This is a genomic window from Streptomyces sp. NPDC044064 (genome assembly GCF_056434245.1).
On the sequence record NZ_JBWKFN010000014.1, the window covers coordinates 151,521 to 173,764 of the forward strand.

Annotated in this window: 23 protein-coding genes; 12 read left to right on the forward strand and 11 right to left on the reverse strand. The window is 71.5% G+C overall.

Going from position 1 to position 22,244, the window contains the following annotated elements; translation table 11 throughout:
- Positions 1-229 precede the first annotated feature (229 nt).
- Entirely contained in the window at positions 230-1,465 is a 1,236-nt protein-coding gene (locus tag AC07DS_RS23440; RefSeq protein ID WP_479148152.1) for a cytochrome P450, read from the reverse strand.
- Between the two features lie 230 nt (positions 1,466-1,695).
- On the opposite strand from AC07DS_RS23440, the gene AC07DS_RS23445 reads away from it, so the two are divergent.
- The 3 genes from AC07DS_RS23445 to AC07DS_RS23455 all read left to right on the forward strand — a co-directional run bounded on the left by AC07DS_RS23445 (position 1,696) and on the right by AC07DS_RS23455 (position 5,503).
- The gene (locus AC07DS_RS23445) at positions 1,696-2,865 is read left to right on the forward strand and encodes a steroid 3-ketoacyl-CoA thiolase (protein WP_145883377.1); all 1,170 of its coding nucleotides are present in this window, start codon (positions 1,696-1,698) and stop codon (positions 2,863-2,865) included.
- Between the two features lie 158 nt (positions 2,866-3,023).
- On the forward strand, positions 3,024-3,473 hold the full coding sequence (locus AC07DS_RS23450) for a hypothetical protein (RefSeq protein WP_479148155.1): 450 nt from the start codon (positions 3,024-3,026) through the stop codon (positions 3,471-3,473).
- A complete protein-coding gene (locus AC07DS_RS23455; protein ID WP_479148157.1) occupies positions 3,470-5,503 on the forward strand; it encodes a hypothetical protein in 2,034 nt (677 codons plus the stop codon). Before AC07DS_RS23450 ends, AC07DS_RS23455 begins: the two co-directional genes overlap by 4 nt.
- On the opposite strand, the gene AC07DS_RS23460 is transcribed toward AC07DS_RS23455, so the two are convergent.
- Entirely contained in the window at positions 5,504-5,695 is a 192-nt protein-coding gene (locus AC07DS_RS23460; RefSeq protein ID WP_479148159.1) for a DUF397 domain-containing protein, read from the reverse strand. It abuts the gene before it with no gap.
- Entirely contained in the window at positions 5,667-6,503 is an 837-nt protein-coding gene (locus AC07DS_RS23465) for a helix-turn-helix domain-containing protein (RefSeq protein WP_479148161.1), read from the reverse strand. Before AC07DS_RS23465 ends, AC07DS_RS23460 begins: the two co-directional genes overlap by 29 nt.
- Positions 6,504-6,594: 91 nt before the next feature.
- Here AC07DS_RS23465 and AC07DS_RS23470 point away from each other — a divergent pair, with 91 nt between their 5' ends.
- From AC07DS_RS23470 to proP, 4 genes are all read left to right on the forward strand, one after another.
- Complete coding sequence (locus AC07DS_RS23470) at positions 6,595-6,996, forward strand: ATP-binding protein (RefSeq protein ID WP_479148163.1); 402 nt, start codon at positions 6,595-6,597, stop codon at positions 6,994-6,996.
- 20 nt (positions 6,997-7,016) lie between these two features.
- Positions 7,017-7,460, forward strand: coding sequence for a hypothetical protein (locus tag AC07DS_RS23475; protein WP_479148165.1), 444 nt, complete (start codon positions 7,017-7,019; stop codon positions 7,458-7,460).
- Entirely contained in the window at positions 7,457-9,514 is a 2,058-nt protein-coding gene (locus AC07DS_RS23480) for a hypothetical protein (RefSeq protein ID WP_479148167.1), read from the forward strand. Before AC07DS_RS23475 ends, AC07DS_RS23480 begins: the two co-directional genes overlap by 4 nt.
- Positions 9,515-9,705: 191 nt before the next feature.
- On the forward strand, positions 9,706-11,085 hold the full coding sequence (gene proP / locus AC07DS_RS23485; RefSeq protein ID WP_479148169.1) for a glycine betaine/L-proline transporter ProP: 1,380 nt from the start codon (positions 9,706-9,708) through the stop codon (positions 11,083-11,085).
- Positions 11,086-11,184: 99 nt separating this feature from the next.
- Here the strand turns inward: proP and AC07DS_RS23490 are convergent, their stop codons facing one another.
- On the reverse strand, positions 11,185-11,634 hold the full coding sequence (locus AC07DS_RS23490; protein WP_403954154.1) for a peptidoglycan-binding domain-containing protein: 450 nt from the start codon (positions 11,632-11,634) through the stop codon (positions 11,185-11,187).
- A gap of 413 nt (positions 11,635-12,047) precedes the next feature.
- Here AC07DS_RS23490 and AC07DS_RS23495 point away from each other — a divergent pair, with 413 nt between their 5' ends.
- Positions 12,048-13,166 (forward strand): DUF2330 domain-containing protein, encoded by a 1,119-nt coding sequence (locus tag AC07DS_RS23495; protein ID WP_479148171.1) that lies wholly within the window; start codon positions 12,048-12,050, stop codon positions 13,164-13,166.
- Between the two features lie 70 nt (positions 13,167-13,236).
- Positions 13,237-13,908: an O-methyltransferase gene (locus AC07DS_RS23500; protein WP_479148173.1), complete on the forward strand. Its 672-nt coding sequence runs from the start codon at positions 13,237-13,239 to the stop codon at positions 13,906-13,908.
- 28 nt (positions 13,909-13,936) lie between these two features.
- On the opposite strand, the gene AC07DS_RS23505 is transcribed toward AC07DS_RS23500, so the two are convergent.
- On the reverse strand, positions 13,937-14,329 hold the full coding sequence (locus tag AC07DS_RS23505) for a hypothetical protein (protein ID WP_479148175.1): 393 nt from the start codon (positions 14,327-14,329) through the stop codon (positions 13,937-13,939).
- Positions 14,330-14,451: 122 nt separating this feature from the next.
- Between AC07DS_RS23505 and AC07DS_RS23510 the strand changes: the two genes are divergently transcribed.
- On the forward strand, positions 14,452-14,886 hold the full coding sequence (locus tag AC07DS_RS23510) for a DnaJ family domain-containing protein (RefSeq protein WP_479148177.1): 435 nt from the start codon (positions 14,452-14,454) through the stop codon (positions 14,884-14,886).
- A 4-nt stretch (positions 14,887-14,890) separates the two neighbouring features.
- Here AC07DS_RS23510 and AC07DS_RS23515 read toward each other — a convergent pair whose 3' ends face one another.
- The 3 genes from AC07DS_RS23515 to AC07DS_RS23525 form a co-directional block, all read right to left on the reverse strand.
- The gene (locus tag AC07DS_RS23515; protein WP_479148179.1) at positions 14,891-15,415 is read right to left on the reverse strand and encodes a hypothetical protein; all 525 of its coding nucleotides are present in this window, start codon (positions 15,413-15,415) and stop codon (positions 14,891-14,893) included.
- A 65-nt stretch (positions 15,416-15,480) separates the two neighbouring features.
- A complete protein-coding gene (locus tag AC07DS_RS23520; RefSeq protein ID WP_479148181.1) occupies positions 15,481-15,903 on the reverse strand; it encodes a nuclear transport factor 2 family protein in 423 nt (140 codons plus the stop codon).
- 88 nt (positions 15,904-15,991) lie between these two features.
- A complete protein-coding gene (locus tag AC07DS_RS23525) occupies positions 15,992-16,711 on the reverse strand; it encodes a helix-turn-helix transcriptional regulator (protein ID WP_145883366.1) in 720 nt (239 codons plus the stop codon).
- 67 nt (positions 16,712-16,778) lie between these two features.
- Here AC07DS_RS23525 and AC07DS_RS23530 point away from each other — a divergent pair, with 67 nt between their 5' ends.
- On the forward strand, positions 16,779-17,297 hold the full coding sequence (locus AC07DS_RS23530; RefSeq protein WP_479148183.1) for a GNAT family N-acetyltransferase: 519 nt from the start codon (positions 16,779-16,781) through the stop codon (positions 17,295-17,297).
- Here AC07DS_RS23530 and AC07DS_RS23535 read toward each other — a convergent pair.
- Positions 17,290-19,329: a DHA2 family efflux MFS transporter permease subunit gene (locus AC07DS_RS23535; RefSeq protein ID WP_479148185.1), complete on the reverse strand. Its 2,040-nt coding sequence runs from the start codon at positions 19,327-19,329 to the stop codon at positions 17,290-17,292. The genes AC07DS_RS23530 and AC07DS_RS23535 overlap by 8 nt on opposite strands.
- A gap of 161 nt (positions 19,330-19,490) precedes the next feature.
- On the opposite strand from AC07DS_RS23535, the gene AC07DS_RS23540 reads away from it, so the two are divergent.
- Complete coding sequence (locus AC07DS_RS23540; protein WP_479148187.1) at positions 19,491-20,432, forward strand: peptidoglycan-binding domain-containing protein; 942 nt, start codon at positions 19,491-19,493, stop codon at positions 20,430-20,432.
- Positions 20,433-20,476: 44 nt separating this feature from the next.
- On the opposite strand, the gene AC07DS_RS23545 is transcribed toward AC07DS_RS23540, so the two are convergent.
- Together AC07DS_RS23545 and AC07DS_RS23550 are read right to left on the reverse strand one after the other, a co-directional pair.
- Entirely contained in the window at positions 20,477-21,142 is a 666-nt protein-coding gene (locus AC07DS_RS23545; RefSeq protein WP_479148189.1) for an HAD-IA family hydrolase, read from the reverse strand.
- Positions 21,143-21,287: 145 nt separating this feature from the next.
- The gene (locus tag AC07DS_RS23550) at positions 21,288-21,869 is read right to left on the reverse strand and encodes a TMEM165/GDT1 family protein (protein WP_479148293.1); all 582 of its coding nucleotides are present in this window, start codon (positions 21,867-21,869) and stop codon (positions 21,288-21,290) included.
- Between the last annotated feature and the right edge of the window lie 375 nt (positions 21,870-22,244).

Sequence of the window (22,244 nt, forward strand, 5' to 3'; positions counted from 1 at the left end):
CACGCGGGGGCGGATCGTCGGCCGGCTGCTCGTGAGCACGCCGCGCCGTGAGGCCGGAGCCGTCTACGACCTCGGCGACGCCGAGCCCCGGCCCGGCAGGCCGACGACTCCGCGCGTCTCGCCGCACCCCGACCTCGGGGGAGGCAGGAACAGGGCATAGGGACGGGATGTTCCTGCCTCCCTCGGGGTGGGCCGGCGGCGTCGGGAGCCGTCGGCCCCGATCGGTGGGTCAGGCCATGGTGACCTGGAGCTCCTTGACGCCGTTGATCCAGGCCGAGCGCAGCCGGCGGGGGTCGCCGACCAGGCGGAGGTCCGGCATGGCGTCGGCGATCGCGGTGAAGATGAGGTCGATCTCCAGGACCGCCAGGGACTTGCCGAGGCAGAAGTGGGGGCCGCCACCGCCGAAGCCGAGGTGGGGGTTGGGGTCACGGATGATGTCGAAGTCGTCGGGTGAGGCGAAGACCTCCGGGTCGTGGTTGGCGGAGGCGTAGAAGAGGCCGACCCGGTCGCCCTTCCCGATGTGCACTCCGCCGAGTTCCGTGTCCTGGGTGGCCGTGCGCTGGAACGCGTTGACCGGGGTCGCCCAGCGGACGATCTCCTCGGCCGTCGTGGCAGGACGCTCGCGCTTGAAGAGGTCCCACTGGTCGGGGTGGGTGAGGAAGGCGTGCATTCCGTGGGTGATGGCGTTGCGGGTCGTCTCGTTGCCCGCCACCGCCAGCATCAGCACGAAGAAGCCGAACTCGTCGGAGTTCAGGTTGCCTTCGTTCTCCGCGGCCACCAGTGTCGACACGATGTCGTGGGCCGGGCACTGCTTGCGCTCGGCGGCCATGTTCATCGCGTAGGCGAGGATCTCGGTGGCCGACTGCGCGCCGACCTCCTCGGTGATGGCGTACTCGGGGTCGTCGTAGGCGATCATCTTGTTGGACCAGTCGAAGATCTTGGACCGGTCCTCCTGCGGTACGCCGATCAGCTCGGCGATGGCCTGCAGGGGCAGTTCGCAGGCGACCTCGGTGACGAAGTCGAAGGGCCCGGAGCGGGCGCGGGCCGCCTCGACGATCGCCCCGGCGCGGGCCCGCAGGCGCTCCTCCAGGGCGCGGATCGAGCGGGGCGTGAACCCGCGCTGCACTATCTGGCGCACCCGGGTGTGCTCGGGCGGGTCCATGTTCAGCAGGATCAGCCGCTGCGCGTCGATCGCGTCGCGTTCGATGTGCTCGTTGAAGCGGATGATCGCGGTGTTGAGGGTCGAGGAGAAGATCTCGGGGTGCGTGGAGACGTACTTGACGTCCGCGTGCCGGGTCACGGCCCAGTAGCCGTCGTCGGCGAAGCCCGCCCGGCCGTGCGGCTGCGGGATCCAGCGGACCGGCTCGGTGCGGCGCAGCTCGGCGAACTCCGGGAGGGGCACCCGGTGGTGCAGCAGGTCGGGGTCGGTGAAGTCGAACCCGTCGGGCAGCGCGGGGCAGTGCATCGGCGACTCCCAGCCATCTGACGGTCCATCAGCAAGTGTCGTGAACGTAGTAACGGGTTCTAGAACTGGCAAGAGGTGCGGCACCCCCAATCCGTGCGGAGTTCGTGCAGATCGTGACTTCGGCGCCTGCAAGACCCTTGCGGTGATGGACATCACGTCAGCAGACTGCACAGAGAACTAGAACGCGTACTAGTTCTGGAGGAGAGCCCTCTCGGAGAGGACCCGCACCCATGGCCGCCGAACCCGTGATCGTCGAAGCCGTACGCACCCCCATCGGCAAGCGCGGCGGCGCGCTCGCCAATCTGCACCCCGCCTATCTCCTGGGCGAGACCTACCGTGAACTCCTCGGCCGCACCGGCATCCCCGCCGACGCGGTCGAGCAGATCGTCGGCGGCACGGTCACCCACGCCGGCGAGCAGTCCATGAACCCCGCGCGCACCGCCTGGCTGACGATGGGGCTGCCGTACGAGACCGCGGCGACGACCGTCGACTGCCAGTGCGGCTCCTCGCAGCAGGCCTCGCACATGGTGGCCAACATGGTCGCGGCGGGCGTGATCGACGTGGGCATCAGCTGCGGGGTCGAGGCCATGTCGCGCGTACCGCTGGGTTCGGGCTCCAAGCACGGCCCGGGCAAGCCCTTCCCCGACGAGTGGAACGTCGACCTGCCCAACCAGTTCGAGGCGGCCGAGCGGATCGCCCGGCACCGCGGTCTGACCCGCGAGAACGTGGACGCGCTGGGCCTGCTCTCACAGGAGCGGGCCGCGCACGCGTGGGCGGAGGAACGCTTCAAGCGGGAGACCTTCGCCGTGCAGGTGCCCACCACCGAGGAGGAGCAGCACGCCGGGCAGGGCATGTGGCGACTCGTCGACAAGGACGAGGGGCTGCGGGACACGTCGATGGAGGCGCTCGGCGGACTGAAGCCGGTGATGCCCACGGCCGTCCACACGGCCGGCAACTCCTCACAGATCTCGGACGGCGCGGCCGCGATCATGTGGGCCTCGAAGCGGATGGCGCGCGCACTGAAGCTGAAGCCGAGGGCACGGATCGTGGCGCAGGCGCTGGTGGGTGCCGACCCGCACTTCCATCTGGACGGCCCGATCGACGCCACGAAGGCCGTTCTCGGCAAGGCGGGCATGTCCCTGAAGGACATCGACCTGGTCGAGATCAACGAGGCCTTCGCATCCGTGGTGTTGAGCTGGGCTCAGGTGTTCGAACAGGATCTGGAGAAGGTGAACGTGAACGGCGGCGCGATCGCCCTCGGGCACCCGGTCGGGGCGACCGGGGCACGGCTGATCACCACCGCGTTGCACGAACTGGAGCGCGCCGACAAGGAGTTCGCACTGATCACGATGTGCGCCGGTGGCGGACTGGCGACCGGGACCATCATCCAGCGCCTGTAACGGACGACTGCCGCGTATTCCCACATTCCGGGGACGGAGAGTACCCGAGGGATTACTGTGCTCGGCATCGCGGTCGCCGGGGGGCGTTTCACCGGGGGGTGAAGGCGCGACGACCGCGTGGTGCGCGTAGCGGGTGATCCGACTTGGGGGGAGTGCGCATGGCGCTGCTCGACGAGATGACGGCTCTGGCACAGGCCGGAGGAGCGGCGGTCCTGGCGGCCGCGGCCACCGACGGGTGGCACCGGTTCAGCGACCGGGCCGCCCGCCTCCTCGGGCGGGGCGATCCCGCTCTGGAGGGCGCGGCCGCCGACCGTCTGGACCGCACGGCCGCCGCCCTGCGAGCCGCCTCGGACGAGGCTGAGCGTCAGCGGGTGCGGGTGGTGCACGAGGAGGAGTGGCGCGAGGAGTTCGCCCGTCTGCTGACCGACGTCGGGGCCGCGGAGCGCGCGCATCTGATGGGTGAACTCCAGCTGCTTGCCCGGGAGTTCGGGACCGTCACCGGCGAGGCCCTGGGGCCCGTGATGTCCGGCAACACCTTCCACGGGCCCACCAACGTCCAGGTGGGCCACCACGGCCACCAGGAGATCCACTTCGGGTCGGCGGGATGACCGACGCGAACCCACCGGTCCACAACGAGTTCCACGGCCCGGCCAACGCCCAGTTCGGCCACCACAACACCCAGGTCATCCAGCACAGTTACGCGGTCGTCGCCCCGTCCCGCCTGGACCGCGCGGCCGACGAACTGGCCGAGGTCGTCCTGCGCTGGTGGCGGAAGGAGGCGGACCGAAGGGGCCTGCAGACACCCGCCCCGCTGCCGCTGCACTGGCAGCTGAGCAAACAGGGGCTCACGGGCCGGGTCGCCGCGGCCACCGCCGAGAGGACGGAGGCCAGGTTCGAGCCGCTGCCCGGACTCCCCGCCGTCACCGAGGAGCGGTTACGGGCGGGCGGGGCTCTCGACGAGCTGTACGAGATCTACGGCGGGCTCGCCTCGGGCCGGATCCTCCTGGTCGGGCCCGAGGCCGCCGGCAAGAGCGCGGCCGCCGTGCTGCTGCTCCGGAAGGCTCTGGAACGCCGGAAGCTGACGGAGGCACCACAGGCGAGGGCCTGCATGCCGGTGCCGGTGCTGCTGTCGCTGAACGGCTGGGAGCCGCAGGAGGAGGAGCCCCTCGACTGGGCGGTGCGCAGCCTGTCCCGGCGTCATGGGCACAAGCACGTCCGTGAGCTGCTGACGGCCGGCCGTATCGCGCTGTTCCTCGACGGGTTCGACGAGGTCGCCAAGGAGGTGCGGGCCGATGCGATCACCGCGCTGGCGGCGGCGCCGTACCGGGTGCTGCTGATCTCCCGTACCGTCGAGGCCTTCGAGACCGCCAACGACGACCGGGCACGGCTGAGCGACGCCATCGCCCTGGAGCTGCAGCCGATCCGCCCCGCCGACGCCGCCGCCTATCTGCTCGGGCCGCACGATCCGCCTCCCCCCGCCTGGCAGGAGCTCTCCCGCCGCCTCCTGAAGGAGCGAAACAGCGGCCTCGCCAAGGCACTGACCAAACCCCTGGCGATCAGCCTGCTGCGGGAACAGTGCACCGACGAGCGGTCGGTGGAGGAGATCCTCGCCCTCAACGGTTCCCGCGCCATCGAGGACCGTCTGCTCGACCACGCGGTCCGGGCCGCCTACACCCCGAGACCTGGCCGCAAGCCTCCCCGCTACTCCCCCGAGCAGGCGGAGCGCACGCTCAGGTACATCGCCCAGCGGCTCACCGAGGAGGAGACGTACGACCTGCGGTGGTGGCAGATCCCCTGCTGGGGCCGCCCGCGAGCCAGGGCGGTCGTCACCTGGTCGCTCTCCATGTGCTTCTACCTGGTGCTCATGGCCTACATGCTGGTGTTCGCGACGAGTTTCCTGAACGTCGTCGTGGCTGTGGGAGTGCCGGTCGGAGCCGGCGTCGATCTGGCTCTGCGGCTGCGCCGGCTCAATTACCCGCAGCCACTGGAGAGCGCGGGCTGGCGGGACGTGTTCCCCGGCAGAGCGATCGCCACGGGCATCGCCGTCTGGCTCGCGGGGGCCGCCTGGTACGGAGCCACGCGGTGGTACTGGGGCAGCCCCGCCCCGGTGTGGATGTGGTTCCTGATCACCGTCCCCTTCGGACTCGGGACGGCGATGCTCAGGGGCCGCGGTGACACGCTCATGGGCCGGACCATGCTCGCCCCCTGGGCGCGTTCTCCGTACGAGCTGCGTGAAGAGGAGTTCCTGCCGAGCCCGACGGCCGAGAGCCGGGTGATCGACCCGACCGACGTGTGGCGGCACCACGTCCGGCTGCGACTGCCCCTCGGCCTGATGGTCGGCGTGACCATCGGCTCATTCTGGGGCTGCGTGAGCGGGGACGCGGGCGGGCTCGTGTCCGGCATCGTCGTCGGCGCGTTCTGTGCTGTCGGGCCCGCTCTCAGATGCGGCGTGGTCCCCAACCTCGCCGTCGCCACCACCCTCACCGCCGTACAGCTGTCCCGGAGCGAAGGCGCCCCCGTACGCCTGATGTCCTTCCTGAAGGACGCCCACGAACGCAACCTGCTGCGCGCGACGGGCCCGGCGTACCAGTTCCGCCACGCCCGCCTGCAGGAACGGCTGGCCCGGCCGGCGAAGTGATCAGCCGACCTCGGTGGTCCAGCCGAGGAACGCGTTGAAGGCCTGGGACTGGAAGTCGAGCCGCGGGCCGGAGGGGTTCTTGGAGTCGCGTACGGCTACGGTGGCGCACGGGGCTTCGGCGATCTCTACGCACTCGCCACCTTGATCGCTGCTGTAGGTGGACTTACGCCACCGAATCGCGTTGCTCTCCATAGCGGTCCTCCATCATGCGCCGGATCAACTCCGCCGAATCCCTGAGGGACAGAGCGGTGGCTTGGAGATGATCGTATCGGAGCGAGCAGTCCTTGACGGTGTCTGGGTTTGCGGTCGGATGCCCGCTGCCGTAACCCTCCGTGTAGACGATGGTCGGGTCGCTCGCGAAGCGGAAGACCGTGAACGAGCCTGTAAGTCCCGCGTGTGCCCCGGCCGAGAACGGCAGGATCTGGACGTTGATCCGAGGGTTGCCCTCGGAGGACAACAGATGGGCCAGTTGGCCGCGCATGGTTTCCGCACCACCGATCTCCTGGTACAGCGCGGCCTCGCTGAGGATCATCCAGAAGACCGATGGTTCCTCCTTCTCGAAGATGCGCTGACGTGCCAGTCGTACAGCGGTCCGGTCGTCCAGGTTGGTCTCGTCGATCGTGCCGAGTGTGGCCCGTGCATACGCCTCGGCCTGAAGAAGCCCATGGACCATGCCCATCTGAAAGGTGCAGATCTCAGTGGCCCGCGCTTCCAGCTCCGCCACATGCCGAAACCACGCCGGAAGTTGACTTCGCATCACCAGCGTGACGAGCCGGGACAGCAACCCGCCCGTCTCCAGTGCCACATCCGCCCGCTCGCTGAACTCCGGTGTCGGCAACTTCCGGGCCGTCTCGATCTGGCCGACAAGAGACCCCGTGTAATTGAGGACGTCCCCGAGCTGCCGCTGCGTCAGACCGGCCGCCTCTCTGCAGCGGCGCAGCTCATAGCCGTAGTAATCGAGCGGAGAAGCCCCCGGGTCGAGGGCGTTGATGTGGGCCACGGCGGTCCCCTCTCGCGCAACTCGGTCCACTGCGGGACCTGTTGTATCCGATCCGTAGCCGAGAGTAGTCGCGCGAGGCCAGTCTCGTACCGTGAACCTCCACTTCCCCCGGACCCCCCAGTACCGCATGAGCCTCACCCTGGGCGAGCACTCCGTACGCCACATTCGCCGTATCGTCCGCTCGCTGCTCGTCGAGTGGGAACTGCCGCACCTGACCGATTCCCTGGAGCTCGCCGTCAGCGAGCTGGTCACCAACGTCGTACGCCACGTCCCGGACCGCCGCTGCTCGTTGGTGGTGATGCGACAGACGACGACGGTGCGGGTGGAGGTGACGGACAGCTGCCAGGAACTCCCTTCGGTGCCGACCATGCCGATTCCGGAGACGGAGAGTGGCCGTGGGCTTACTCTGCTGGACGCCGTGGTCGACAAATGGGGCGTGGCACCGGGGGTCGCCGGCGGCAAGACCGTGTGGTTCGAGTGCGGAGTGACCTGAGGGCGGGGAGGTGGGCGACGATGCTTGCAGAGGTGCTGTCGGCGGCCGCGGCGGCCGGAGGAACGGCTGTCGTGGAGTCCGCGGGCTCGGATTTCTGGGCCTGGTTCAAGACGCGGGGTGCCCGGCTGATCGGGCGGGGTGACGTCGAGCGGGAGAGCGAGGCGCTGGACCGCCTGGAGCGGACCGCGGCCGCGCTGGCTGCCGCGTCGGGCGAGGAGGAGCGGGAGCGGGTCAGGGTCGCGCACGCGCGGCTGTGGCAGGGCGAGTTCGCCTCGCTGCTGGAAATCCTGGGACAGGAGGAGCGGGAGCGGGCTGTGGCCGAACTCAATGCGCTGGCACGGGAGTTCGGCTCGGCAGGCGAGAAGGCCGGGCCGGTCGTGTCCGGGAACACCTTCCTCGGGCCCGCGAGCGTCCAGGTCGGCGACCACAACCGCCAGGAGAACAACTACGGGTCGGCGGGATGACCGGTTCGGGCGAGGTCTCGCACAACACGTTCAACGCCGAGGCCAACGTCCAGATCGGCAGGCACAACACCCAGAACAACATCACGAACTACACCACCGTCGCTGTATCGCCTCTTGACGCGATGGCCGACGAGCTGGCTCGGGTCGTGGGCGCCCAGTGGCAGGAGGAGGCAGGACTGCGGCGCCTGCTGAACCCGGCTCCGCTGCCCGTCCGTTGGCGGGTGAGTGAGCGTCAGGTCGCGGGCGGGACGGCCGGAGCGACCGCCGAGGGGGCGCGGGCCCGGTTCGCCCCGCTGCCCGGTCTGCCGGCGGCCACCCGCGCCCGGCTCCGTGAGGGCGGCGGCCTGGAGGAACTGCACCAGGCCTACGGGGGCCTGGCCTCGGGCCGGCTGCTGCTCGTCGGGCCGCCGGCGGCGGGCAAGACGGCGACTGCCGTGCTGTTGCTCCTGGACGCCCTCAAGTACCGCGAGCGGGCGGCCCCGCAGGACCGGACACGCATCCCCGTACCGGTGCTGCTGTCGCTGGACGGCTGGGAGCCGGAGAAGGAGAGCGCGGTCGACTGGGCGGCGGGCCGGCTGTCCGGCGAGTACACACTGCTGCGGGGCGGGCAAGGGGAGGAACACGCCCGAGAGTTACTGCGTGCGGGCCGCGTCGCGCTGTTCCTGGACGGGCTCGACGAGGCTGGTCCTCAGCTGCGGAAGGCCGTCGTACGGGCGCTGGAGCCGGCACCGTTCCGGCTGGTGCTGGTCTCCCGGGCACTGGAGGCTGTGGCCCTGGCCAAAAAGGCCCGGTTGAGCGGTTCCCTGGGGCTGGAGCTCCAGCCGGTGCGTCCCGCCGACGCCGCGGAATACCTGCTCCGCCCGCTGCCCGAGTCGGTCCCGCCCGCCTGGCTGAGGCTCACGGGCCGTCTGCGGGAGGATCCGGGCAGCGCCGTCGCCCGGGCTCTGGCCAGTCCGCTGGCCATCAGCCTGCTGCGGGACGTCTACCCGGAGGACGGCCCGGTCGACGAGCTCCTGGACGCGGACCGCTTCCCCGCCCCGCGCGCCATCGAGGACCATCTGCTGGACCGCGCGGTCACGGCCGCGTACACCCCGAGGCCCGGGCAACGGCGCCCGCCCTGCTCTCCCGAGACGGCCGAGCGGACGCTGCGCTTCATCGCCGCGCGGCTCACCGAGCAGGGCACGCGGGATCTGCGGTGGTGGCACGTGCCGTCGTGGGTGGATCCGCGGGGCAGGGCGAGGCTCCTCGGGGTCGTGGGCGGCCTGCTGTCCATCGTCGTGGGATTCGTCGTCTTCTCACCGGCCGTCGGCCCGTACTGGGCTCTGTTCATCGGCTTCGTGGGCGGCGCCATGTACGGAGGCGTGACCCACTTCGGCGTGGTGATGCTCAACTTCCCGCAGGCGCTGCCGAGCGCCGGATGGCGGGACATCTTCCCGCCGAAGGCAATCCGTTTCGGGGTCGGCAACTGGCTCTTCAGTGGGACTGTCCTCTGGCTCGGCGCGCGCCTCATGGGTGCTCCATGGCCCGTGTGGACGTTCTACGGGAGCGGCGCGACGATCGGGTTCGCCACCACCTTGGTCAGCGGTCACGGCTACGCACTTCTGGGCTCCACCCCCCTGGGCGTCGGTGCTCTGCACCCGCGGTACCAACGGCTGAGACGTGAGCTGGTTCCGCGGCTGACGTCGGAGACCCGGGCGATCGGACCGCGCGATGTGTGGCGGCACCACGCCGGACTCAGACTGGCCCTCGGGGGCCTGACCTGCCTCGCCGTGGCCATGGTCGCCGGTTTCACCGCGTGGGGGTACGGACCTCGGCAGGCCGCCCTGATCGCCCTGATGGCCGCCAACGGTCCCGTCCTCTGGTTCGGCCCCGACAACCTGGCCGTCACCACCGCGCTCACCGCCGTCCAGCTCTCCGCCCGGGAGGGCACGCCTGTACGCCTGATGTCCTTCCTGGAGGACGCCCGCCGCCGCAATCTGCTGCGGGCGGCGGGCCCGGTGTACCAGTTCCGGCACGCCAGGCTTCAGGAGCGCCTGGCAGCGCGCAGAGGGTGAAGTTGCCCTGGTCGGGCGCGAGAAGGATCACAGTGCGGGCTCCGGATACCGCCCCGGAAACGGGCACACGTAGCTGGGTACAGCGCATTTAGCTGCACTCTGCATCGATTCACGTACGACGCGTAACGGGGTGAAGTTCTCCTAAGGTCGCTTTCCGTCCCGTCCCCGTCGAAAGGTAGGCGAGCCCCGTTTTGGCGACCGCCACAGCCGTCACCCCGCATCCGAAGACCCCGCGGGCCGCACAGGCCCACGCCGAGGTCACCGTCACCGACCCCGCCCTCGTCCGGCGCGCCGTGAAGGCGGCCGCGCTCGGCAACGCGATGGAGTGGTTCGACTTCGGTGTCTACAGCTACATCGCGGTCACCCTGGGCAAGGTCTTCTTCCCCTCCGGCAACCCGACCGCGCAGCTGCTCTCGACGTTCGGCGCCTTCGCCGCGGCCTTCCTGGTCCGCCCGCTCGGCGGCATGGTCTTCGGCCCGCTGGGCGACCGCGTGGGCCGCCAGAAGGTCCTCGCCCTCACCATGATCATGATGGCGGCGGGCACGTTCGCGATCGGTCTGATCCCGTCGTACGCGTCGATCGGCGTCGGAGCGCCGCTGCTGCTGCTCGCCGCCCGCCTGGTGCAGGGCTTCTCCACCGGCGGCGAGTACGCGGGCGCGTCGACCTTCATCGCCGAGTACGCGCCGGACAGGAAGCGCGGCTTCTTCGGCAGCTGGCTGGAGTTCGGCACGCTGGCCGGTTACATCGGCGGCGCGGGTCTGGTCACCCTCATGACCGCTCTGCTGTCCTCCGACGACCTGCTCTCCTGGGGCTGGCGCGTCCCGTTCCTGATCGCGGGCCCGATGGGCATCATCGGCCTGTACCTGCGGATGCGCCTGGAGGAGACCCCGGCGTTCGCCGCCGAGGTCGAGAAGGCGGAGGCCGCCCGGCCGAAGGTGCCGCTGCGCGAGATGGTCGCCGGTCAGTGGAAGGCGCTGCTGATCTGCATGGGCCTGGTGCTGGTCTTCAACGTCACCGACTACATGCTGCTGTCGTACATGCCGAGCTACCTGACCAGTGAGCTGAAGTACGACGAGACGCACGGCCTGCTGGTGGTGCTCGGTGTGATGGCGCTGATGATGATCGTGCAGCCGTTCGCCGGCGCGCTGACCGACCGGATCGGCCGCCGCCCGGTGATCGCGGCGGGCTGCGCGGGCTTCCTGCTGCTGTCCGTCCCTGCGCTGCTCCTGATCCGCGAGGGCAGCCTGCTCGCCGTCGCGCTCGGCATGGGGGCGCTGGGTCTGCTCCTGGTCTGCTTCACGGCGGCCATGCCGGCCGCGCTGCCCGCCCTCTTCCCGACCCGGGTGCGCTACGGCTCCCTGTCCATCGGCTTCAACGTCTCGGTGTCGCTGTTCGGCGGGACGACCCCGCTGGTCGTCACGGCGCTCATCGGTGCCACCGGGAACATGATGATGCCCGCCTATTACATGATGGCCGCGGCTGTCGTGGGCGGGTTCGCGGTGTGGCGGATGACGGAGTCGGCGGGGCGGCCGTTGCCCGGTTCGGCGCCGTCCGTGGAAGCCGCGGGGTAAGCGCCGCTGGGCCGCGGGCCCGGTCGTCGGCTGCGGGTGCGGGGGCCGGTGATCCCCGCCCGGGGAGGTCGGCCCCGTTTCCCCGGGCGGTGGAGATCATCAGTGCGCGTGGGCGTCGTACAGGGTCTTGCAGTGGTTGTCGGCCTGCAGGGTCATCCAGTGCCACGTGAGCTTGTCGCGGGTCTGCGGGCCGTAGACGCCGTCGGGGTCGAGGCCGAGGCTCTTCTGGACGCGGGCCAGGGCGGCCGCCGTCTTCGGGCCGAACTTGCCGTCGAGCGTTCCGAGGTCCTGGCCGTAGCAGTAGCTCAGGGTGTCCTGGAGGTAGTACACCTGCATGCCGCTGGCACCGGAGCGCAGGGTGCAGAAGTTGGTGCCCTGGGGACCGACGGTGGGGACCTTCGTGTACCAGGCGTTGCTGGAGCCGCTGTAGTAGATCGCGTAGTCGGAGCAGCCGGGGGTGGCTGCGTGTGCGGCCGGGCTGAGGCCGAAGAGGCCGACGGTCATCGCGGCGGCGGAGCCGAGAGTGGCGAGCGTGCGCTTGAGCTTCATGGTGGGTCGTCCCCCTGGGTGCGGTGCGGTCCGATGCGAGCCGAAGCGATCGGATGCGAACGGATGTGAGCGGTCGACGAGTTGCCGTCCGACGCCGAGAAACCTAGCCGCGATCCGGCATCCCGGATTCCGCCTGCCACCGGGCGTCCCGGGCCCGGCCGGCGTCCCGGGAAGGGACGGTGGGACGACCGCGGTGGAAGGCCGTGCGCAGGTCCTAGGGGCCCCGCCCCGTCCTGCGGACCGCCTCGCGCCCGGTCCGTCCCGCTGTGTCCCAGGCGCGTCCCACGGGCGTCCCGAACTACGTCCCGACTCGCGTCCCGAGCCGCTTCCCGGTACGCGTCCAGTCCGCCGACCCCGGCCCCACCCCGCTGCGGCGCCGGAACCGATCACGCACCGGCACCGTCTGTAGCCCCGTGAAACGCGGCCGCATACTCGCAGTTGTCCTCGCCCTGCTCGGCGTCCAGCTGAGCTGGCTGATCGCCCCCGCCTACGCCTGCGGGTGCGGCGCGATGGTCCCCTACCCCTCGCAGCGGATCGCCGTCTCCAGCGAGCAGTCCGTGCTGCGCTGGGACGGCCGGCAGGAGCAGATCGTCATGCGGCTGACGGTCGGCGGCGACGCCGACCGGGCCGCCTGGATCATGCCCGTCCCGCACCGGGCGACGGTCCGCCTCGGCGATCCGGCCCTCTTCGACCAGCTGGCCGCCGCCATGGCCCCGGTGCACCGCACGCGCCACCACTTCTGGCCGCAGAACGGCGACTGGCCCTTCGACGGCAACGACGGGGTCGGCGCCGCCGCGCCCCCCGCGGCGGGCGGCGTCGGCGTGGTCGGGCGCCAGCGACTGGGCCCGTTCGACGTGGCCCGGCTGACCGCGACCGACCCGGCCGCGCTGGACACCTGGCTGCACGAGCACGGCTTCACCTTCCCGGCGAGGCTGAGGACCGCACTGCAGCCGTACGTCGACCGGCACTGGGAGTACGTGGCCGTACGGCTCGCCCCGAAGGCCTCGCGCACCCCGCTGGGCGGCGCCCTCGACCCGCTCCACCTCACGTTCGCCAGCGACCGCGCGGTCTACCCGATGCGCCTGTCCCGCCTGGCCCGCACCCCGCAGTCCCTCGGCCTGTACGTGCTCGCCGCCCACCGTATGGCGACGCGCACGACGATCGGCGGGGCGCAGCCCGAGGTCGTGTTCGCGGGCCGGATCGGCAAGCCCGGCGGCGCGTTGGGCAGGCTCGCCTCGGGGACGCCGTACCTGACGGCCCTGACCCAGCAGTTCCCGGACCCGGCCCGGATCTCCGGCGACCACGAGCTGCGCCGCGCGGCGGCCGACACCCGGGTCCAGAAAGTGATCTACGAGGACCGGCTGCGCGAGGTGGCCGGGATCCCGGCGTGGCTGATCACCGTCGGTGGCGGTCTGTTGGCAGCGCTCACAGCCGTCACGCTGGTCGTCGTACGACGCTCGCGGCGGCCGGTGACTCCCCCGCCGCCCGTGCAGTCCCCGCCGCCCTTCCCCCCGTCCGCGCCGATCGGCTGAGATCATTCGAGGTGAAGCCAGGAAGCCTCGGGAAGAGACTCGAGGGGACACTCGGGAAAGGCAGCAGGCGATGAGCGGGTCGCAGCTCTGGGACGACGTCGACTTCTACTTCAGCAGCCATCTCTCACCGGAGGACGATGTGCTCCAGGCGGCCCTGCGCGACAGCGAGGCCGCGGGGTTGCCGCACATCAGTGTCACGGCCCCTCAGGGCAAGTTCCTCCAGCTGCTCGCCGAGATCCAGGGTGCCCGGAACATCCTGGAGATCGGCACGCTCGCCGGTTACAGCACGATCTGGCTGGCCCGCGCCCTGCCGGAGGACGGCAGACTGATCTCGCTGGAGTACAGCGCGAAGCACGCCGAGGTGGCGACCCGCAACATCGCCCGGGCGGGCCTGGAGCGGATCGTGGAGGTGCGGGTGGGCCCGGCCCTGGAGTCGCTGCCCAAGCTCGCCGACGAGAACCCGGCCCCCTTCGACCTGGTCTTCATCGACGCCGACAAGGCCAACAACCGGCACTACGTGGAGTGGGCGCTGCGGCTGTGCCGCGCGGGCAGCCTCATCGTCGTGGACAACGTGGTGCGCGGCGGCCGGGTCGCCGACGCCGACAGCACCGAACCGGACATCCTCGGCACCCGGGCCGCCGTCGAACTGATCGCCGCCCACCCCAGGCTGAGCGGCACCGCGGTCCAGACGGTGGGCAGCAAGGGGTACGACGGCTTCGCGCTGGCCCGGGTGCTGGGCTGACGGCCCGCAGGCTCTTGCGGGCCGGGGCTCATGCCTCGTGGTAGAAGCCCACGTTGATGCTGCGCGGCTCGGTGCGGTCCTGCACGACGACCTCGCCGGCGCCGCCGCGCGGCAGCGCCACGACCCCGCCGTAGGCGACGGTCTGCGCGTACTCGCCGACGATCAGCCGGACTTCGGCGGACGGCTCGGCCTGCGAGCCGCGCAGCCAGGACAGCTGCCAGCCGCCGTCGGGGCCGCACAGGAACTCCAGGTGGACCCGGGAGACGAACAGCCAGTCCTCGGGCGTGACCAGCCGGCACACGGACGCGTCCCGGCCCACCCGGAGCACGGCACCCGGCTCGCTGGGCGCGTCGGCCATCGTCATGCCGGCCGTGGCGCCCGCGTCGGCCCCTGAGACGGTGGCCATGGTCAGTTCGAGCACGTGCGTTCCCCCTGGAGGACCCGAAGAAGCCGAGACGTCGGAAACGTCCTTGTGCGGCGCCTGTGTGCACCGCCGCCGCATGATAAAACGCCCGGCCGGGCCGCGTCCGGCACAATGGGTTCATGACCGAGCGAAAGCCACCGGGTGTCCCGTTCGAGTCCTGGGTCGATCACCAGATCCGCGTCGCCCAGCAGCGGGGTGAGTTCGACCATCTGCCGGGCGCGGGCGAGCCGCTGCCCGCCGACGTCGACTCCAGGTACGACGAACTGTGGTGGGTCAAGCGGAAGATGGCCCGCGAGGGGCTGGCGGTGCTGCCGCCGGCGCTGGCGCTGCGCAAGGAGGCCGAGGACGCGCTCGAGGCGGCCTGGGCGGCACCCTCGGAGCGGATCGTCCGGAAGATCATCACCGACGTCAACGTGAAGATCCGCGACATGATGTTCAAGCCGCCGCCCGGCCCGCCGCTCGGCAAGAAGCCGTACGACGTCGAGGAGGTCGTACGGGAATGGCGGCAGCGGAGGGCTGCCGCCACGGGAGACGTGCCGGCGCCGGAGGGGTAGCCGGTCAGAAGTGCAGCAGGCGCCCGGCCAGCTCCTCGTAGTCCCGCAGGGCCAGGCGCAGCTGCTCGGTGTCGCTCTCCACTCCCTCCTGCCAGGACATGCGAAGGGTCCGGCGGCGCCGCGTCACGGCCTCGGCGAACCGGGTGGCGATCTCCTCCAGCTCCCGGTCGGCCTCCTCGACCGCGGCACGCGGCGCGTCCACGAACCCGGCCGCCGTCTGCAGCAGCCGTGTCTCCCACTGCTCCCGCTCCTCGTGCGGCAGCAGCGGGACGCGCAGCCCGATTCCCGCCGGGCCGGGCGGCGCCGGCCAGGCGTCCGGCGCCCGGCCCTCCGTCGTCGCCGCCTCGCGTGCGGTGATCTCACCCGGGGAGGGCACGCCGAGCCCGTCCTCGGGCATCTCGTCGTCCCACGCGTTGCCCCGCCGGTGCGGCGCGACGCCACGCAGGGCCTGCTCCCCACGGGCATCCGCCGCCAGGCCTGCCACGGCGGGTGCGGGGCGCACGGGTCCGGTCTCCCGGTGCTTGACCATGGCCCACCTCTCCTTCGGCCGGTTCTCCCCCCGGGTGACCCCGGCGGGCGGACCACAAACGGCCGTCAGGGCGCGAAGCGGCGCAGCCCGGTCACCGACCACACGGTCGCGATGCGCCCGTCCGCCACCTCGAACAGGTCGATCCCGCTCTTGTGCAGTCCGCCCGGCCCGGTCACGTACCAGCGGGAGGCGACCTGCCCCAGAGCACCGTCCACCAGCGGGGTCCCCTCGACGGCGTACGTCAGCCCCGGCCTCTGCGTGCGGAAGGCCGAGATGAAGGAGACGATGCCGGCCGGGCCGTGGATCTCGTCGGTGGCCGCGTCGTCGGGGTCGTTGCCGAAGCGGATGCGGAAGCCGGGCGCGAGGAAGGCCTCCGGGTCGTCGAAGTCGCCGTTCCACAGGGCGGTCCAGCGGTCGAAGAGGGCGCTGCCGGTGGCGGGAGTGAGGGTGTCGCCGGCCGTCGTGTTCGGGGATGCCGTGGTCGTCATTTCTGGTGCCTCCGGTGCAAGCCGTCGCTGATCTGAACGGGCACCAGCCTCCGCCTCGCCCGCGACACCCCCCTGTCGGTGATTGCCGTCACATTCCCAGCTCGCCGAGGGGGACGAGGTCGGAGCCGAGGGTGTCGAGCGCGGCCAGGTCGACGGCGCGCTCGGGTGCCCGCTCGTCCAGCGCCGTGACCGTGCGGATACGGTCCAGGCGGAAGCCGCGCGGGGCGTCCCGCAGCCGGCACCAGGCGGCCAGGTACCAGTGCTCCTCGCCGCCGAGGAAGGCGAGCGGTTCGACGTCGCGGGCGGTGGCCGCGCCCGTCGCGTCGGCGTACGCGAGGCGCAGCACCTTCCCCGCCGACAGCGCCTCCCGCAGCGCGGCGGGCACCACCGGCTCGGCGCTCCGGGCCGGGCGCGCGGCCGGTACGAGCAGCCGCACCCGCCCGGCCAGCTGCGCCGCCGCCCGCCGCTCCCGGCCGGGCATCACGGCCAGCACCTTGTGCAGCGCGCTGCGCGCGTCCGCCGCGAACGGCGTCCCGGCGAGGGCGTGCAGCCCGACGGCCAGGGCGGTCGCCTCGGCAGGGGTGATGGTCAGCGGGGGCAGAGTGCGCTCCCGGTCGAGCACGTACCCGCCGGTGCGGCCCGGCTCCGCGTGGATCGGCACGCCGGACTGCTGCAGCGCCAGCAGGTCGCGCTCGATGGTGCGCACACTGACCTCGAAGCGGCGGGCCAGCGCGCGGGCGCTGCGCGGACGGGGTGCGGCGGCGCGCAACTCCTCGACCAGGGCGTAGAGACGGTCGGTTCGGTTCACGACGGACAGTCTCCTTCGGCGCAGGTACATCTATTCACTTGCGGAGGGTCCGTGACGGCGCCCGAGAATGGCCCGCATGACCTGGAAGATCGCCCCAGAACCGTACGACTGCCCGGCCGCCGCCGCACTGTGGCGGGCGTACTACACGGAGGTCAGCGACCGCTGGTACCTCCTGCACGAGGGGCACCGCACCGACCCGGACGAGCTGGAGCGCGAGGTCGCGGCCGGGACGGGCGCCGAACTCGCTCCGCCCGCCGGCCGGTTGCTGATCGCCCGGTACGACGGTGAGCCGGCCGGCTCGGCGGGCGTACGGCTGCTGGACGCGGACACGGCCGAACTCACCCGGGTGTTCGTGTGCGAGGGCATGCGCGGCCGGGGCGGGGCCGCGCTCCTGGTCGCCGCCGCCGAGGAGGCCGCCCGCGCCCTGGGGGCCCGGCAGTTGATCCTCGACACCCGCAGCGACCTGGTGGAGGCCCGCGCCCTGTACGCCCGGCTCGGCTACGCGGAGACCGGGCCCCACAACGACGACCGGTACGCCGAACACTGGTTCCGCAAGGACCTGTCGGCCCCCGGGACCGTCAACTGAGCCTGGTCGGCGCCCCGTCGCGGGGGCGCTCGCGCTCCGAGCCGCACAGTTCGCCGGTGAGTTCCTTCACCAGCTGGGCCAGGTCGGTGGATCGGCCCGGCTGCCACCAGTCGCCGAGCAGCTCGGCCAGGGACTCCTCGCGGGCCTTGGCGAGGCGTTCGGCGGCCTCGCGGCCGGACTCGGTGAGCGTCAGGTCCAGGCCTTCGCGGTCGACCAGGTGCCGCTCCTCCATCTGGCGTTCGGCGGCGAGGACGGCCCGCATCGGGACGTCGGTGCGCTCGGCGAGCTGCCCCGGCTCCACCGAGCCGTACCTGCGGATGCGCAGCAGCATCCAGCTGGCGGCCGGCAGCAGGTCGTACCCCGCCCGGTCGGTGATCTTCCGGTAGATCTCGCGGCGCCCCTCGCGGGTGCCGAGCACGGACAGCGCGCGGCACACCTCGTCGTAGGAGGAGCGCTCGACCGGGTTGGGCGCGATGGTCTGGGAGACGTCCGGTGCGGTGACCGAGCCGCGCAGCGGGTCCTCCTTCAGGAACCACGCCAGCACGAAGCCGAGGAAGGCGACCGGGGCGGCGTACAGGAAGACGTCGGTGATGGAGGTCGCGAAGGCGTCCAGGGCCGCCGGGCGCAGCGAGGCCGGCAGGGCGGCGATGCTGCGCGGGTCGGACTGGAGCGCGTCGGCCGAGACACCGGGCGGCAGGCGCACGCCCCGGAAGGCCTCGGCGAGCTGGTCGCCGAGGCGGCTCGCGAAGACGGTGCCGAAGATGGCGACGCCGAAGGAGGCTCCGATGGAACGGAAGAACGTGGCGCCGGAGGTGGCGACGCCCAGGTCCTCGTACGAGACCGCGTTCTGCACGATGAGGATGAGGACCTGCATGACCAGGCCGAGGCCCAGGCCGAACACGAAGAAGTAGACGCTCATCAGGGCGGTCGAGCTGTGGGCGTCCAGCCGGTGCAGCAGGAGCAGGCCGATGGCGGTGACGGCGGTGCCCGTGACCGGGAAGACCTTCCAGCGGCCGGTGCGGCTGACGATCTGCCCGGAGGCGGTCGAGGACAGCAGCAGGCCGATCACCATCGGCAGCATGTGCACGCCGGACATGGTCGGCGAGATGCCGTGCACGACCTGGAGGAAGGTCGGCAGATAGGTCATCGCGCCGAACATGGCGAAGCCGACGATGAAGCTGATGACGGCGGCGAGGGTGAAGGTGCGGATGCGGAACAGCCCGAGCGGCAGGACCGGTTCGGCGGCCCGCCGCTCGACGGCGACGAACGCGACGGCGAGCACGACGCCCAGCACGGCGAGCCCGACGATCTGCGGGGAGCCCCACGCCCACGTCGTACCGCCGAGGGAGGCGACCAGCACCAGGCAGGTGGCGACCGCGGCGATCAGGAAGGTGCCGAGGTAGTCGATGACGTGGTGCGCGGCCCGGCGCGGGATGTGCAGGGCGGTGGCGATCACGGCGAGGGCGACGACACCGACGGGCAGGTTGACGTAGAACACCCAGCGCCAGCTCAGCTGCTCGGTCAACAGCCCGCCGAGCAGCGGCCCGAGCACACTGGTCGCACCGAACACGGCACCGAACAGCCCCTGGTAGCGCCCGCGTTCACGGGGCGGCACGATGTCGCCCACGATCGCCATCGACAGCACCAGCAGCCCGCCGCCGCCCAGCCCCTGCAGCGCCCGGAAGCCGATCAGCTGCGGCATGTTCTGCGCCATGCCGCACAGCGCAGACCCGATGAGGAAGATCACGATCGCGGTCTGGAACAGCCTCTTGCGCCCGTACTGGTCACCGAGCTTGCCCCACAGCGGGGTGGCGGCGGTCGAGGCGAGCAGATAGGCGGTGACGACCCACGACAGATGTTCCAGCCCGCCCAGGTCGCTGACGATGGTGGGCAGCGCGGTCGACACGATCGTCTGGTCGAGCGCGGCGAGCAGCAGCCCGAGCAGGAGGGCACCGATCGAGACGAAGACGTTGCCGGGGACCTGCTCGGCGGCCTTCATCTCCTTCGCCGTGGCGTGCGTTTCCAGGGGCATGGAGACCTCCCGGGGCTCTGGGACTCCTACCATCCTCGGCGGTGTGGCCGTTTATGGCCTGTTGAGGTCCCTCTGTGTCCGGTTTGCGGCGTGTCCCGGTTCGGTGGTTGTGGAGGACGTCTGCATAAACTCGGGAGTTCCCGAGGGGAGGGGACTTACGCGTGACGGAACCGACGGGCCACACCTGCCCGGAATGCGGGGCGCCGAGGGGGGCGGACAACACCCCGTCCTGCGACTGCACCCGGCGGGCGTCGGACGCCCTGTGCGAGGCGCGTACGGCGCAGGCGGCAGCGGCGGAGGACTTCAACCCGCTGCGCATCCGCCCGTATGTCGAGGTCGCGGGTGCCGCGGACGAGGGTGCGGCGGCCGAGACCCGCCCGGTGCCGGCCGTCGAGGCCACTCTTCCCCTGCGCCCGATGCCCGGCGCGAGCACCGCCGACCTGAGCCTCTTCGAGCAGGAGCCGCCGCACGGGCCCGCGGCGAGCCCGGCGGACGAGGAACCGCCGCGTCGTTCCCGCCGTACGGTCCTGCTGTCCGTCGCCGGTGCGGCGATCGCGGTCGTGGCGGCGGCAGGCATGGCGAGCGGGCTGTTCTCGTACCACCCGCCGGCCCGGGACCGGGCGGCTCAGGAGGTACGCCCGAGCGTCCCCGCGACGAGGGCACCGGGCACCTCGTCGGCCCCGGCGGCGCCTGCCGCACCCCGCCCTTCCCCACCGCCCGTGTCCCCGTCGCCGGACCCGACCCCGAGCGCCACGGCCACGGCCACGTCGGCTTCTCCGACCCCGACCCCGACCAGCTCACACAGCGCGTCCCCCGCCGCCTCCGCCACCCCCTCGGCGACGGCCAAGGGCACCCCGAACGCGGCGCCCACCGCCTCCGCGCCGGTGCTGCAGCGCGGCGACAAGGGGCCGGAGGTCATGGAACTCCAGCTTCGCCTGAAGCAGTTGAACCTCTACGACGACGCGGTGAACGGCGTCTTCACACGCGCCGTGGAGGACGCGGTACGCACGTACCAGTGGGCCAGGGGTCTTACGGACGACCCCCTCGGCGTGTACGGGCCGGCCACCCGGGAGAGCCTGGAGTCGGAGACGACGGCCCCGTGAGCCACCGCCCGACTCGGTGAGCCGGAAAAGGGGGCCGTCCCGGCTCACCCCACGTGCAGCCGGACGGACCCGTCCCCCACGGCCTCGACCCGCACCTGCGTGAGGTCCCGTACGACCACGTCGGGCCCATGGGCGGCGGCCCGCGGCCCCACGCCCACGACCTGCATGCCGGCGGCCAGGCCGGCCGCGATACCGGCGCCGGAGTCCTCGAGGACCGCACACTCCCGCGGATCGATCCCCAGCTCGGCAGCCCCCTTCAGGAAGCCCTCGGGGTCGGGCTTGCTCGCACCGACCGACTCGGCCGTGATCCGCACCCCGGGCAGCGGCAGCCCTGCGGCGGCCATGCGCGCGGTGGACAGGGCGACGTCGGCGGAGGTGACCAGCGCGTGCGGCACACCCCGCAGCGAGGCGAGGAACGCGGCCGCACCCGGGACCTCGACCACGCCCTCCACGTCGGCGGTCTCCTCCGCGAGCATCCGGGCGTTGTCGGCGAGGTTCTGCTCCACCGGCCGCCCGGGCAGCAGCACCGCCATCGAGGCGTGGCCCTGCCGCCCGTGGACGACCTCCATCACCTCGTCGCCGTCCAGTCCGTGCCGCTCGGCCCAGCGCCGCCAGATGCGCTCGACCACGGCGTCCGAGTTGACGAGGGTGCCGTCCATGTCGAGCAGGAGGGCGCGGGCGGTGAGCACGGTGGGGACGGTGGCCGGCATCGGCAGCTCCAAAAGGGGAGAACGGGACAAGGCGGCCCCGCCCGCCGGTCAGGGAAAACGGGCGGGAACCACTTTGTTCCTCCACGGTACAAAACATGGCGCGGGTCCGCCACCACCGTCGGCGAGGGTTCACCGACCGTTCAGCTCAGCCCGCCACGGCCTCGTACAGGCTCCACACACCGAGCCCCAGCATCAGCAGGGCCGCGATCTGCGTGATCAGCCGCAGCGGCACCCGCTTCATCAGGGCCTTTCCGCCGACGATGCCGAGCCCGGCCACCGCCCACAGACCCAGGACGGCGCCGAGGCCGACGGAGACGGGGTCGTCGTAACGGGCGGCGAGGTTGGCGGTCATGATCTGGGTGAGGTCACCGAACTCGGCGACGAGGATGAGCATGAAACCCGTACCCGCGACCTTCCAGAAGGACTGGTCGGCCGGCCTGCGGATCTCCTCTTCATCCTCGTCCTTCTTCATCAGCAGCACCGCGGCGCCACCGAGGAAGAGGACGCCGGTGATCGCGTGCACGATCTGCTGGGGCAGCAGGGTCAGCACGCTGCCGGCAGCGACGGCGAGCACGACATGGAGCAGGAAGGCGGCGGCGACACCCGCGAAGACGTACGAGGCGCGGTAGCGGGTGCCGAGGACGAGGCCGGCGAGCGCGGTCTTGTCCGGCAGTTCGGCAAGGAAGATGACGCCGAACACGAGCGCCGTCACGGTGATGCTGATCAACATTCCTCAATCGGTCGGGGGCTGCCCCACCGAGAGTGCTGAACCTCACATGAGACACCTCGGCATGGCAGCACACTCGGCGCCCATGCCGTGGGGCATGGGCGTGCACTGCTTGCCGAAGGTCTCGCTGGGCGGTCCTGCAGGGATCCGCCTCCGGGCGCCGGCTCAGGCTGGCTGAGCAGTATGTCGACGGTCCGGCGAAGAGCTACTCCCCTTCTGCGCATCCCATAGTACGCGACGCGAAAATTCCGCCGTAGAACTTGTCGTGTCATGAACACGTCACTAAGTTCTTACCGGGCGCTCACCCTCTGGCAACACGGCACCGCGAGCATTCCCTCGCTCGCGCTCCAACACCCCCACCCCACCAGGGAGTTC

Excerpts from the sequence above, each read along its gene's own strand:
- AC07DS_RS23450 (WP_479148155.1), top strand. The coding sequence starts at position 3,024 with ATGGCGCTGCTCGACGAGATGACGGCTCTGGCACAGGCCGGAGGAGCG.
- AC07DS_RS23510 (WP_479148177.1), top strand. The coding sequence starts at position 14,452 with ATGACCGAGCGAAAGCCACCGGGTGTCCCGTTCGAGTCCTGGGTCGAT.
- AC07DS_RS23440 (WP_479148152.1), bottom strand. The coding sequence starts at position 1,465 with ATGCACTGCCCCGCGCTGCCCGACGGGTTCGACTTCACCGACCCCGAC.
- AC07DS_RS23455 (WP_479148157.1), top strand. The coding sequence starts at position 3,470 with ATGACCGACGCGAACCCACCGGTCCACAACGAGTTCCACGGCCCGGCC.
- AC07DS_RS23520 (WP_479148181.1), bottom strand. The coding sequence starts at position 15,903 with ATGACGACCACGGCATCCCCGAACACGACGGCCGGCGACACCCTCACT.
- AC07DS_RS23515 (WP_479148179.1), bottom strand. The coding sequence starts at position 15,415 with ATGGTCAAGCACCGGGAGACCGGACCCGTGCGCCCCGCACCCGCCGTG.
- AC07DS_RS23475 (WP_479148165.1), top strand. The coding sequence starts at position 7,017 with ATGCTTGCAGAGGTGCTGTCGGCGGCCGCGGCGGCCGGAGGAACGGCT.
- AC07DS_RS23535 (WP_479148185.1), bottom strand. The coding sequence starts at position 19,329 with ATGCCCCTGGAAACGCACGCCACGGCGAAGGAGATGAAGGCCGCCGAG.
- AC07DS_RS23530 (WP_479148183.1), top strand. The coding sequence starts at position 16,779 with ATGGCCCGCATGACCTGGAAGATCGCCCCAGAACCGTACGACTGCCCG.
- AC07DS_RS23545 (WP_479148189.1), bottom strand. The coding sequence starts at position 21,142 with ATGCCGGCCACCGTCCCCACCGTGCTCACCGCCCGCGCCCTCCTGCTC.
- AC07DS_RS23480 (WP_479148167.1), top strand. The coding sequence starts at position 7,457 with ATGACCGGTTCGGGCGAGGTCTCGCACAACACGTTCAACGCCGAGGCC.
- AC07DS_RS23460 (WP_479148159.1), bottom strand. The coding sequence starts at position 5,695 with ATGGAGAGCAACGCGATTCGGTGGCGTAAGTCCACCTACAGCAGCGAT.
- AC07DS_RS23500 (WP_479148173.1), top strand. The coding sequence starts at position 13,237 with ATGAGCGGGTCGCAGCTCTGGGACGACGTCGACTTCTACTTCAGCAGC.
- AC07DS_RS23445 (WP_145883377.1), top strand. The coding sequence starts at position 1,696 with ATGGCCGCCGAACCCGTGATCGTCGAAGCCGTACGCACCCCCATCGGC.
- AC07DS_RS23490 (WP_403954154.1), bottom strand. The coding sequence starts at position 11,634 with ATGAAGCTCAAGCGCACGCTCGCCACTCTCGGCTCCGCCGCCGCGATG.